This window comes from Aquiflexum sp. TKW24L, assembly GCF_023502205.1.
Lineage (GTDB): Bacteria > Bacteroidota > Bacteroidia > Cytophagales > Cyclobacteriaceae > Cognataquiflexum.
Map to the genome: position 1 here is coordinate 174,889 of NZ_JAMFLG010000007.1, position 11,583 is coordinate 186,471.

Sequence of the window (11,583 nt, forward strand, 5' to 3'; positions counted from 1 at the left end):
AATTTTAAAAAACCTTCATATCCTGTACAGATTTAATTGCGTCTGAACTGGTTTAAGTAAAATTATCGAAATGAATCAATACTTGCAATACCCTAATAGGGTGATATAAAATAGGTTGGTAAAAAACATCAAAATCAGAAGATTCTTTCTGGAAAAGTTTTTTTGCCTCACGAAGAAACAGAAGGAAGGAATCCATTTTGCCCTGATGCATGTAGGCCCAACCCATAGCATTGTAGGAATTTGCCATTCCCCTGGTGAATCCCTTGTTTTCGGATTGCTTCAAGACTTTTTTGGCAATATGGTAGGCCGAATCTGAATTGACCGATGCAAGGTCAAAGGCCGAAGAGGCTCCGCTGATCAAAACCGAATCTTGTTCCTGGGAAAAAGAAACTCTAGCAAGACACACAAAATAAATAATCAGTATTAGGGCTTTATGTATCACATGCTTCGGTAGAGACAATACTAAAAATAGGAATAATTCGTATTTGAATCCAAAGATTCTTTTAAATATCCTTTTGTCTCCAACACTTCTTAAACATCAAGGCTAACCTTACAAGGAGAAAAGATGGGGATTGTGGAAATTACCAAGTTAATATCCAACCCAAAATCACCTGAAAGACCCTGATTCCCTACTGACAAACTGCCTAAAAGTAGTTGGTTTTTTGGCTAGTATATTTTCGATAGCTTCAGAATTTTTAGAGGGCCTTTGAAATCTCGGGAAGAAATGTAGCATGACCATCACCAAAATAAATACAGCAGGTGTGCCTTCTCTCCTTTTTCTGATATAGAATGAAACGAGATTTGGAGACCGAAATGTAATTTTCTTTCCCAAAACTTCAGTCAATTGACCTGCCATTTCTCCAAAAGTGAGCAATTCCTGATTGGTAAGGTCGTAAGCTTGGTTGATATGCATCTCAGGCTTGCTCAATATCCTCGCTCCTACTTCGCCTACATCGATAAGATCAACAATAGTAAATTTAGCTTTTCCTGCAGGTAGATAGATCTCATTCTTCTCAACCAAATCCTTTTTCAGCGTTGTCAAAAAATTCTGCATGAAGTAGGCCGGGCGGAGAAATGTAAAAGGGATGCCACTTTTCAGAATGATTTGTTCGATTTTGTAATGGGGAATGGCTTTGTTTTTATCTGCCCCCTGAACAGACAGGAATACTATATGCTCAATTTTGGCAGTCTTGGCTGCATCCACCAATGGTTGGAAGAATTTCTTGGCATCAGAAATCTGAGGCGGTCTCAATAAAAACAAAATAGAAATACCGTACAATGCTTGGCCAAAACCATCCTGCCTTTCAAAGTCAAAAGGGATTACTTTGATATCCATTCCTTTGAATCGGGCCTTTTCTTTTTCCACATCCCGGACCCCAGCCACAATTTCCAGATCATGGTCTATTCTCAAAAGTGACTTGATGGTTTCAAATCCAACGTTTCCGGTGGCACCGGTGACCAAAACTTGCTTTTTCATACTGTTGCTATTCGGGCTGATTAAAAAAATAAAATCAGATTGTATGTCCTCAAGATACGCTATTCAATTATCTGATTTATAGGAAACAAAGTCGTTCTTTTGAAATCGATGTAAAACGCAAATTTTTAAGCCCAGGGTTGTAGAATTTTGGGCTACAGGCAAAAAAGCATAAAACAACCATATAGCTTATTTATCCTTTTTTCGTCTGTCAGAATAAGTGGTATCGAGGTAAGTATAAATTTTTTCAAAGGTTTCCCTATTGAATCGGGTGTTCACATGGTGCCACTTACCACTTTCAAGCTCGATATTAATGGAATAAACTTGACCTATCCAAAGGAACCTGGCTTCCTGCAAGTTCCAGCTTTTAAGCTCTTGGTTGAGATAAATTTCCTTTTTCCGCATCGGATAATGCAATTCGATGCTGTCACCCAACAGCCTGATGTCCGAACTTCTTCGAGTAAAGTATACCAAAGGAAAAAATAATAAAGCAATCAGAAAACCTACAATACCGATACCTATAAAAAATTCCATATTATTTTTGTTTTGATGCGGCCTATAGAATCAAAGCCGTTCGCAAAGGTTGTCATACTATAGTTAAGTTCCCTTACAGGGATTACTGAAATTTTTATAAAAAAAGAATGTTCAAAACCTAAATTAGGGATCGATTCCCTTATGTCGTTTGATTTTATTTCCCTGTTTAAGCAGGTGGTTTTGTGGTTTGCAAAAGGTTTGTTATTTCACAATCTTGTCGACGTATGTTATACCACTTCAAGGAATTCGACCCTTGCCCGGCAGGCCTTCATGGTGGGCCTGGAAAGATTTTTTCCTGCTGCACTCATACTTCATTTCTTTTTGTTTTGGCATTTTTGAAATTGGAATGAAGCAAATTTAGGTTTTCAAGGTTATTTCCACTTATTGGTGATGTGGCTGCGCAAAACTTCTATCATGGACTAGATCTGATTATTTCGAAGTATATATAGGTTTATAACTTACTTTTGCCATGTTTTCAAATAATGTCATTTCAATTCAAAATCCACTTTTTTCCGTTCAGATTTCTGTTTGCAAAACTTCACAATTTAAAAGTGAATTTTATTACTTTTATCCTAATGAACAAAAACCATTTTCCATTTGATATCAACTGTGACTTAGGGGAAGGACTGGCAAATGACGGGATGCTGATGCCATTTATTGACAGCTGCAACATTGCCTGCGGGGGCCACACAGGAGATGAAAGAAGCATCATTGAAGCGATCAGGTCAGCAAAGAAATACGGCGTGAAAGTCGGTGCCCATCCCTCCTATCCTGACCGGGAAAATTTTGGCAGAAAATACATGGCCTTGGATCCCAAGCTACTCAGCACCATCATTTTGAAACAACTCCAATTTTTTGAAAGGATCTGCCAAGCGGAAGAAATTGAAATGAACCACATCAAACCCCATGGCGCTTTGTATAATCATGCAGCAAAAGACGAAGTCACATCTTTTGTGATTATCAATTTGTTGGCAGAAAATTTTCCTGATGCCTGTCTGTATTGTCCTCCAAATTCTGTTACGGCTACAATCGCTAACGAATCAGGAATCAAAATCAAAAGGGAAGTTTTTGCAGACAGAAGCTACAATGACGACCTGACCTTGGTAGACAGAAGTAAACCAAAAGCATTGCTTACTGACCCTCAGGAAGTGATAGAACATGTTGGATGGATGGTCCATGAAAAAAAAATCAAAACCATTACTGGGAGCTTGGTACCCATTGAAGCAGAAACCTTATGCGTTCATGGAGACAATCCATCGGCATTGGAGATTTTGAAGGGCATTAGGACAAATTTTGGCTAATAAATTATGGACATCAGGATTTTTAGGATTCACAGCAAATTGATAGAACTCGTCTGGCCTCAAGTAATTTCCATTGATATTCTCCAAGAACAACAGCAGGTAAAACAGTTTTTTGAGAAAGAGTACGCAGATGGTATCAGAGAAATCAGAGTGGGATTCAACACTTTATCCCTAAAACTGAGGATAGAAATCACCGAGGAGGATTGTAGAGATATTCTGGAGGAGATCCATCAATTACCAACGCTAATAAGTGATTTTGCTTCCAAAACTTGGAAAATCCCAGTCTGCTATTGCACAGAGTATGGTAAAGATTTAGAAAAACTAGTTCAGATCCACAAAATCAGCTTGGAAGAAATCATTAGGCTCCATTCAGAAGCTACTTACACACTTCATTTCTACGGATTTTTACCGGGATTTATGTATTTGGGAGGCTTACCTGAAAAACTTCATACACCACGAAAGAATTCTCCAGAACGGGCAATGCCAGGTGGAACCGTGGCCATTGGAGGAAAACAAACCGGAATCTACCCTGCCGAAAGCCCCGGAGGTTGGCATGCCATTGGAAATTGCCCTATCAGGCTCTTCGATATTTCAAAAGAAGTTCCGGTAATCCCGGCCATAGGAGACAAGATCAATTTTGAACCTATCTCCAAGGAAGTTTTTGAAGAAATCAAACAATTCTCCCATCAAGGACTCTATACTTGGCATCATGATTAAGACACCCGCCTATATCCATTTTGTCCAGCCTGGGTTAATGACCACGGTTCAAGACCTTGGGAGGTTTGGAATGGCGGGGTACGGCGTGCCCTATTCGGGCGTCATGGATAGATTTTCGATGACGCAGGCAAATTTTTTGCTTCAAAACCAATTTTATGATTCGGTTTTGGAAATGGGTGGTCCAGGTGCCAAGATGGTTTTTGAGTTGGCCACGCGGGTAGTTTTTGCAGGGGCTGATGCGGACATTTATCATAATGACAAACAGGTAAAAGCAGGCAAAATTTTAGACATCATCGAAGACGATGTGGTTCATATCAGAAAATTCAGAAAAGGCCAATGGCTATATATGGGAATTCAGGGAGGTTTTGAAACCGAAATCGTAGCAGAAAGCAGAAGTTGGTATCCGGGAATTACGCCACAATTTAGAATTGAAAAAAGTGATTCCATCTGCTACCTCTCTGAGGAGCGATTCTACCCTGCTTTGGGTTCACATGCCAAAATGAACCTCAACTGGTTCAAACATGGCGAAATCAAAGTTTTCAAAGGACCTGAATGGGAACAATTACCCAAGCTTTTACAAAACAGAATCATGAAGAAGTCCTTTACCATTTCCACTTTGGTCAATAGGATGGCATATCAACTTGTAGAAACGATAGAAAATGAAGTCGAACCTATCTTGACTGCGGCTGTTTATCCCGGTACAGTTCAGTTGACTCCAAACGGCAACCTCATTATCCTGATGCGGGATGCGCAGGTGACCGGTGGGTATCCTAGGATCCTGCATGTGGAAAATAATTCCCTCAATATCCTCTCACAAAAAAGGCCAGGTGATAAAATTAATTTTAGTATCTAGAAAAAACTTCCATGCTATATTTTCAATGTATATATTAAAGTTTTTAAACCAATAACCAATCAACCATGAACGCACAGCTTGAAAAGCGGATTTTAAGTCAGGGTATGTCCCTTGAAAATGCAAAAGACCAGCTCAATAACTTCAAAGAAGGATTCCCATTTTTACCCATTGAAAGGGCAGCTACCATCGGTGATGGGATCAAATTATTGACCGATGCAGAATTAGACGATTTTCAGAAAACCTATCCTGAAAAAGCCAAACAGAAGGAATTGGTCAAATTTGTCCCTGCCAGCGGCGCGGCGACGAGGATGTTCAAAGACCTTTTTTCTTTTGTGGAGGGCGATGGCGACCTTGCCAAAAGTAAGTTTGTAGACAAATTCATCAGTCACATAGAAAAGTTTGCCTTCTATGAAGACTTGGATGAAACCCTCAAAAAAGAAGGCTCAAGCATCCGTGAGGCGCTGACAAATAAAGAATACAAAAAAATCATTTCAGCACTACTCAATGACTCGGGTTTAGGTTATGGAAATCTCCCCAAAGGTTTATTGAAATTCCACAAATATGCCGACCACAATAGAACCCCTGCCTACGAACACCTGATCGAAGGTTGGATGTACAGTCTTGGGAAAGACAATACCATCAGGCTTCATTTTACGGTTTCTCCGGACCACGAACCAAAATTCAAAGCACTGATCTCCGAAGTTCAGCCAAAGTTGGAAAAGGAATATGGCGTCCAATTCGATATTACTTATTCGCAGCAGAAAAAATCCACCGATACGATTGCGGTAACGATGGACAACGAGCCCTTTGTCGAGGAAGATGGCAGCGTATTGTTTAGACCGGCTGGACACGGTGCTTTGCTTGAAAACCTAAATGACATCGATGGTGATGTAATTTTTATCAAAAATATTGACAATGAAGTTCCAGACAGGTTGAAGCAAACTACCAAGGAATATAAGATTGCGATTGGTGGACTGTTGCTCGAGATTCAGGAAGAAGTCTTCGAAGCCTTGAAAAAACTGGATCAGAATATGGATAATGCAGCCGTTTCCTTTGCCGAGAAAGTCGTGACCGACTCTTTGGGTGGAATCTTGCCGGATTCATATCAAGGAAAAAGTATAGCCGAAAAAGGCAAATATCTCCACCACAAACTTAACAGACCATTACGCGTTTGCGGGATGGTCAAGAATACCGGGGAACCCGGAGGTGGACCTTTTTGGGTGAAAGAGGATGACGGTTCGCTTTCACTTCAGATCGCTGAAACTGCACAGATTGACCTCACCAATGCAAAGCACAAAGAGATATTCTCTGCCTCTACGCACTTCAATCCTGTAGATTTGGTTTGTGCCACGAAGGATTACAAGGGTAAGAAATTTGACTTGTTGAAATTCAGAGACATGCGGACAGGTTTCATCACCGAAAAGTCAAAAAGCGGCCGTGACCTGAAGGCATTGGAATTACCCGGATTGTGGAATGGCGCCATGGCAGGATGGAATACCGTATTCGTGGAAGTTCCTCTGATTACCTTCAATCCTGTGAAGACTGTCAATGATTTATTGAGGGATGAGCATCAGTGAGAAAAAAGATGTGAGATTTGAGATTTGAGATTGGCAAAGCCGGTCTCAAATCTTTAAAATCAAAGGAACCAATTCAACGACCTCCGTAAAGGTTGGAATAAAGATATGGGATAGTAACAAAGCAACCTATTATCTGCAAAAGCACTTCCCAACTAAGGCTGAAAAAGTCTCGTATCTCTCGTCTCATTTCTCAGATCTCCCTAAAAAAATTTAGCTTTTCCCAGCTGCTCTTCTAAATACATTTTTAGCTCCTCCCCTTCTACCACCTTAATTTCTCCGGGTAAGCCTAGGATAAAACGAGCCAATCCCGGTAACTGAGGCACTTTTCCATCAAAATAATATTGGTTTCGGTTTTTGGTAAAAGTAAAGGGCTTGGCATCCGGATATTCTTCAATCATCAGTTGATAGGCTTTTTTGGTAAGTTTGAGGTGAACAGTAAACTGACTTTTGCCGGAAAATCCAAACAAACCCTGCTCCAATGGCTGATGCAAGGATTGGTATCTAAATACTTTGGAAGTCAACAAAACTTCTCCTATCCGCTCAATTTTAAACATTTTCATCTCTTTTGATTCCACTTCTAAAGCATAGATGGAGTCGAAATTCTTATTAAAAGCCACCGGTTCTACCAACCTGTCTGTCACGGAATCCGAACTCATCGAATAGTAATCCCTCAGGATAACCTGGTTTTGGTCCTTGATCGCATGTGAAATCAGGTCTACAAAAATTCCCAAGTTGGCATTGAAAAGCTGGTTGACACTTTGTCTAAAATCTGATCGGATATTGATTTTTTGAAGAATAGAATCCTTCAGCAGGTTTTTTTGGCTGCTTTTGTTAATCAGTTCATTCATAAACCCAATCTCTTCCTCATTGAAAGTACCAAAAACATGCTCAATGGGAATCTCCACGCGGTCCACAATCCTGAATTTGGAATGCTGCTTTTCGATCTCAAAACCCAAAGCCTCCAATAATTTGAAATATCGGTAAACTGTCCGGGAGTCAGTATCAAGGGATTCGGCCAATCTGTGGACGTTTTTTCCGATATTTCCCCTTAGGAGGTTTATGAGTTTAAAAACACGGAGAATCTTTTGTTGTTCTATAGTATTCGCTTGGGCCATGGGATTGAATTTATAGCCAAAAGATACTACTTTTAAGAAATAAGAAATTATTGATTGACACATAATGTCCCAAAAACAACCCCAACACCTGTATTACTTAATAGGAAGTAGCTAAAGGTATTGGTAGAGGGGGCATTTTGGATTTGGATTGTGTTTTCAATTTCTGGAATGGTTATTGGAATAAGGTCCGAAGAATAAATTATTTTTGAATTCACAATGGCTGCACTTTGTCTAATTATCGATTTTTGGCTTATGAGCTCAACCTTAGAGTTTTATAATCCCATATACATAAATCCTAGACATCTGATAATTTTGGTTGGGCCACTTTCAGTTTTGGTGGCTATGGGGGCAAAAGGATGGTTGAAAGAACCCGATTGGAAAATAAGAATTTCTGTTTTGATTGCATTGGGGGTTTTTGTGGCTTTTTTGCTCAATGATTTGAAAATGGGTGCTTACCTCACAGGCATGGGCATGTTTTATGTTTTTGCTTCCGAAAATAAATTTTTCAAACCTGTTTTTGTCCTTTTGATGATCATACCTGTCGTGGCAAGCTTCTACTTTCAAGTTCAGACCAAAAATTACTCCCACTTCAAAAACAATTTCAACCAATATGTATTAGCCACTGATAGTCAGATTCCTATCATTACAAATAACTTTGTTTACTTCAGTAAAGAAGTTTTGTTGGGAGATTTACCTTATCAACCCGAAAATCTTTGTCAGGTATCCGATTGGAACAAAGTCATGGGCCAAAGCCCAGGTGAGTTTAAAGTTTTTATCTACAAATATTACAGACATGCCTATCCTGCAGAGCAAGAATTTATTACCTCCCTTGAATCATGGATTAGCTCTTCTACCTTCCAAATTGTGGATGAATTTGAAGATGAATGGATCCAAACCAGAACATTTAGAAAAAAAACCGTCGAAGGTTTATTGCATTCTTTTCTTTCTCCCGGTAGCGAATATCCTGTTGACATTGAAGCCGATACGGAATTCATCGCCGAGAGTGCCATTGCCGCCTGCCAATAAATACTGCTCATTGAGGAATTGGGATGTCACGAAATACATTTGAAAAACGTGACCTCCGGCTTCTAGATCAATTCCAAAACCTACATTATTTCTCAGGTCGTTATTAAGGTTTGGAATCCACTGAAGTGTCAGCGAAGACTTTCCTGTAACTTTATACTTTCCACTAAATCCTAAGGCAAGATACAGGTTTTGATCCCCTTCAATAAAAAAGATCGGATTGGGATCGACAAAGTAGGCCAACATGGGAGAAATTTGAACACTCAATTTTTCATTGAATTTCCTTGCAGCCATCACTTGGAATGCATAAGATGTCCTTTCTATAAAGTCGGGCGCATCGTTTTGCAAAAACTCATAATTGGAGGTATTGACAGCTGCACCTCCCATAAGAGAAAGGGAAAATGGCATTTGATTGTCTTGAGTTTGTTTCAACAAATGATACCTTCCATAAATATTATAGACCTTGTCAAGGCCTTGCCTAGCTGCACCGAGGGAAAATTTATCGCTTAAAGCATACTCGAAACTAAACTGGATATTGGCTCCATTATCCAAGCCCCACAATTCCTGAATCCCTCCATCCAAAGTTCCAAAAGTATGCATGATAGCAAAATGCAGAGCCTTTTTGTCCAAGGGCTCTACTGTCAGCAAATTGATATGCCTCGGAGCATGAAAAATCAAATCAACATCTTGTTTTTCTGAAGCCAATTTTCTTTCCAATTGACCGAAAACGGGGAATGTAAACACAAACCCCGCTAGCAGGAATAAATATCTTAAATTCATAAATGATTGGGTTAGGATTATTTCTTTTTCAAAATGGCTTCTATGGTTACAACCTGTTCTTCCGAAAGCTCATAAAATACCACTGTTGGAATGTCGATGTTATAGTCTGAAAGCATAACCTTAAATTTTGCTTCTAGCTTCATTTCATTCTCTGAAACCATAGTTAGCTTTCCCGGAACTGATATTTCCCGTTCTACTCCATGGATTTTGAACTTTCCCTTGGCCGTAACATTCTGACTTTGACCTTTGGTCAGATTGGGTAAGGCATCTATCTTTCCGGTAAATTCCGCAAAGGGAAATTTCTTCGTTTCCAGATAATTTTCCCTCATGTGTTTGTCCCTTAATCCAATACCGGTTTTAATGGTATTCAGATCAATAAAAAAATCAAACATATTTTTATCCAAATCCACTAATCCATTCAGAGTATTTGAGACTCCTGTGAATTCATTCAAAGAGGCTTTTGAAAGAAATTCCACTGTACCGGATTCTGTTTTAAATGCTTGGGCAAAGGTTTCTACCGGGAGCATCAAAAAATTCATGGTTAATGCCAATATCAATAACCGTTTCATCAGGTAAGATTTACTGTAAGTGTCCTATTGTTTAAGCTCGTAGCGTAAGACCTCAATGGCTGTATGGCAGGTCCATTAAGTACTACACCTTCGGTATTGAATCTCGAACCATGACAGGTACAAGTAAAAATATTGCTTCCAAAGGTCCAGTTTCTGTCACACTGCGAATGGGTGCAAACTGAGGTCAAAGCGCTGAAAGCGTTGTTTCCAAGATTGACAATCAAGACTTTTGCCTCAATCACCAAAGCCCAACCTCCTGCTGTTGCTAAGGCAGTCGCAAGATCAAGGTTGACTGTTACCGTACTGCTTGTTACAGTAATTCCGTTGCCTGTTGCAGGAGGGTTGGTTGGTCCCGGAGCAGGATCATCGGAAGAGCAACTTGTAAAAAAAGCTACCCCAAATAGGGACATAGCGGCCAAAGCACCTGACTTTTTGATAAAATCTCTCCTTGCGGTAGACAATTCACCTGTTTTGATTTCTGTCAATGTTTTCATAATCAGATATAGGGGCTTATAATGGATTTTGGATTGTGATAAAACTTAGAACAAAACACCAAAATGCTCCAGTTGTTTTTGAAAAAAAAAATTATGAAAGTTCGGGTATATGGACTTTAAAAAATTGCGGCTTTGGGCGATCGGGGAAGATTCAAAAAATCTATTTTTCAAAAGCTTATCAAATATGATCAATTGGAAAAAAGAGAGGTCAAAAAAATTCAAGGAAAATTAAAAATACTTTCTGTTTAAAATTTCACTTAAAATGATCGCATCTTTGACTGATTCTGGGTTTCTCAGCAAGGTTTTGTATTTGTTTTCTTCATCAATGCCATCCAAAGATTCTACTGCGATAGAAGACTTGATTCCTTCATAATGACCATGGATTCTTTCCTGATCCGCTAGTTTGACTCTCTCAGGAATTCTCTTATCTTCAATTACCCCTTCAAAATTCTCATACCGCTTGACTTTTTTGACTTCCTGAAGGTTCCTTTGTTGTGGTTGCTCAAAAGTTCTGACCTGCGTTACAGGCCTAGGTTTTTTTTGCTCAAAGGTTCTCGTTTCATTCCTTCCGGGGAATTGCTCGGTAGATTTCCCTTGACCACTATCCACAAGGTCCTTTTCCCTTTGTCCCTGCCCTTGGCGAATTTCTTTCAACAGGTCTTCAAAGGAAGCGGGTTTTCTCCTCTCCTCTTGACCTTCAGGCAAATCAGGTTGATCCATTTCTTCAGGGTTCCTTTTTTTCCTTGTCGCTGTATAGATAAAATAAGCGATGATGGCGATGATATATACAATATTTCCTAAATCCACGGCTGTTGAAATTTGATGTCACTAATATAGGAATTTAATTGTTGTCTGCTGTGCGTAATGTTGGGTTGTCCAGTTTCAAGAATCTGTTTTTAATCAGTTGGAATGGTTCAAGTTGTTATAAATGTTGTCTGCTTCGCGTTGTTGAGTTATCAGGTTATCGGGTTATTGGTCTCGGTTTCTTATTAGTTGTAATTGTTTTTATGGTTCTAGTTGTTGTAATTGTTGTCTGCTGCGCGTTGTCAGGTTATCGAGTTGACAAGTAACAGCATCGCGTTTCTTACCACCAGACCATTGAAAACTGTGACTCATACTTCGTACTTATTTCTTCCTACTTCACCA

Annotated in this window: 13 protein-coding genes; 5 read left to right on the top strand and 8 right to left on the bottom strand. The window is 39.5% G+C overall.

All coding sequences use genetic code 11. From position 1 onward, the window contains the following. Window positions 1-52 precede the first annotated feature (52 nt). The 3 genes from M3O96_RS07125 to M3O96_RS07135 all read right to left on the bottom strand — a co-directional run bounded on the left by M3O96_RS07125 (window position 53) and on the right by M3O96_RS07135 (window position 2,008). Window positions 53-406, bottom strand: coding sequence for a hypothetical protein (locus M3O96_RS07125; protein ID WP_249719636.1), 354 nt, complete (start codon window positions 404-406; stop codon window positions 53-55). A gap of 201 nt (window positions 407-607) precedes the next feature. Further along, on the bottom strand, window positions 608-1,477 hold the full coding sequence (locus M3O96_RS07130; protein ID WP_249719637.1) for an NmrA family NAD(P)-binding protein: 870 nt from the start codon (window positions 1,475-1,477) through the stop codon (window positions 608-610). A gap of 186 nt (window positions 1,478-1,663) precedes the next feature. Continuing rightward, window positions 1,664-2,008 (bottom strand): hypothetical protein, encoded by a 345-nt coding sequence (locus M3O96_RS07135; RefSeq protein ID WP_249719638.1) that lies wholly within the window; start codon window positions 2,006-2,008, stop codon window positions 1,664-1,666. A gap of 575 nt (window positions 2,009-2,583) precedes the next feature. On the opposite strand from M3O96_RS07135, the gene pxpA reads away from it, so the two are divergent. From pxpA to M3O96_RS07155, 4 genes are all read left to right on the top strand, one after another. Next, the gene (gene pxpA, locus M3O96_RS07140; protein ID WP_249719639.1) at window positions 2,584-3,309 is read left to right on the top strand and encodes a 5-oxoprolinase subunit PxpA; all 726 of its coding nucleotides are present in this window, start codon (window positions 2,584-2,586) and stop codon (window positions 3,307-3,309) included. Window positions 3,310-3,315: 6 nt separating this feature from the next. Beyond that, window positions 3,316-4,026 (top strand): 5-oxoprolinase subunit PxpB, encoded by a 711-nt coding sequence (pxpB, locus tag M3O96_RS07145; RefSeq protein WP_249719640.1) that lies wholly within the window; start codon window positions 3,316-3,318, stop codon window positions 4,024-4,026. Continuing rightward, window positions 4,019-4,879, top strand: coding sequence for a 5-oxoprolinase subunit C family protein (locus M3O96_RS07150; protein WP_249719641.1), 861 nt, complete (start codon window positions 4,019-4,021; stop codon window positions 4,877-4,879). The genes pxpB and M3O96_RS07150 overlap by 8 nt, the downstream gene beginning before the upstream one ends. Window positions 4,880-4,944: 65 nt before the next feature. Then, a complete protein-coding gene (locus M3O96_RS07155) occupies window positions 4,945-6,456 on the top strand; it encodes a DUF4301 family protein (protein WP_249719642.1) in 1,512 nt (503 codons plus the stop codon). 200 nt (window positions 6,457-6,656) lie between these two features. Here the strand turns inward: M3O96_RS07155 and M3O96_RS07160 are convergent, their stop codons facing one another. Beyond that, complete coding sequence (locus tag M3O96_RS07160; RefSeq protein WP_249719643.1) at window positions 6,657-7,571, bottom strand: helix-turn-helix transcriptional regulator; 915 nt, start codon at window positions 7,569-7,571, stop codon at window positions 6,657-6,659. Between the two features lie 252 nt (window positions 7,572-7,823). Here M3O96_RS07160 and M3O96_RS07165 point away from each other — a divergent pair, with 252 nt between their 5' ends. Then, a complete protein-coding gene (locus tag M3O96_RS07165) occupies window positions 7,824-8,597 on the top strand; it encodes a hypothetical protein (RefSeq protein ID WP_249719644.1) in 774 nt (257 codons plus the stop codon). On the opposite strand, the gene M3O96_RS07170 is transcribed toward M3O96_RS07165, so the two are convergent. From M3O96_RS07170 to M3O96_RS07185, 4 genes are all read right to left on the bottom strand, one after another. Beyond that, on the bottom strand, window positions 8,499-9,374 hold the full coding sequence (locus tag M3O96_RS07170; RefSeq protein ID WP_249719645.1) for a DUF5777 family beta-barrel protein: 876 nt from the start codon (window positions 9,372-9,374) through the stop codon (window positions 8,499-8,501). The genes M3O96_RS07165 and M3O96_RS07170 overlap by 99 nt on opposite strands. A gap of 17 nt (window positions 9,375-9,391) precedes the next feature. Beyond that, entirely contained in the window at window positions 9,392-9,943 is a 552-nt protein-coding gene (locus M3O96_RS07175; RefSeq protein WP_249719646.1) for a YceI family protein, read from the bottom strand. Next, the gene (locus M3O96_RS07180) at window positions 9,943-10,437 is read right to left on the bottom strand and encodes a QcrA and Rieske domain-containing protein (protein ID WP_249719647.1); all 495 of its coding nucleotides are present in this window, start codon (window positions 10,435-10,437) and stop codon (window positions 9,943-9,945) included. The genes M3O96_RS07175 and M3O96_RS07180 overlap by 1 nt, the downstream gene beginning before the upstream one ends. A 228-nt stretch (window positions 10,438-10,665) precedes the next feature. After that, entirely contained in the window at window positions 10,666-11,244 is a 579-nt protein-coding gene (locus M3O96_RS07185; RefSeq protein WP_249719648.1) for a hypothetical protein, read from the bottom strand. Window positions 11,245-11,583 lie beyond the last annotated feature (339 nt).

Excerpts from the sequence above, each read along its gene's own strand:
- M3O96_RS07130 (WP_249719637.1), bottom strand. The coding sequence starts at position 1,477 with ATGAAAAAGCAAGTTTTGGTCACCGGTGCCACCGGAAACGTTGGATTT.
- M3O96_RS07135 (WP_249719638.1), bottom strand. The coding sequence starts at position 2,008 with ATGGAATTTTTTATAGGTATCGGTATTGTAGGTTTTCTGATTGCTTTA.
- pxpA (WP_249719639.1), top strand. The coding sequence starts at position 2,584 with ATGAACAAAAACCATTTTCCATTTGATATCAACTGTGACTTAGGGGAA.
- pxpB (WP_249719640.1), top strand. The coding sequence starts at position 3,316 with ATGGACATCAGGATTTTTAGGATTCACAGCAAATTGATAGAACTCGTC.
- M3O96_RS07150 (WP_249719641.1), top strand. The coding sequence starts at position 4,019 with ATGATTAAGACACCCGCCTATATCCATTTTGTCCAGCCTGGGTTAATG.
- M3O96_RS07155 (WP_249719642.1), top strand. The coding sequence starts at position 4,945 with ATGAACGCACAGCTTGAAAAGCGGATTTTAAGTCAGGGTATGTCCCTT.
- M3O96_RS07160 (WP_249719643.1), bottom strand. The coding sequence starts at position 7,571 with ATGGCCCAAGCGAATACTATAGAACAACAAAAGATTCTCCGTGTTTTT.
- M3O96_RS07165 (WP_249719644.1), top strand. The coding sequence starts at position 7,824 with ATGAGCTCAACCTTAGAGTTTTATAATCCCATATACATAAATCCTAGA.
- M3O96_RS07170 (WP_249719645.1), bottom strand. The coding sequence starts at position 9,374 with ATGAATTTAAGATATTTATTCCTGCTAGCGGGGTTTGTGTTTACATTC.
- M3O96_RS07175 (WP_249719646.1), bottom strand. The coding sequence starts at position 9,943 with ATGAAACGGTTATTGATATTGGCATTAACCATGAATTTTTTGATGCTC.
- M3O96_RS07180 (WP_249719647.1), bottom strand. The coding sequence starts at position 10,437 with ATGAAAACATTGACAGAAATCAAAACAGGTGAATTGTCTACCGCAAGG.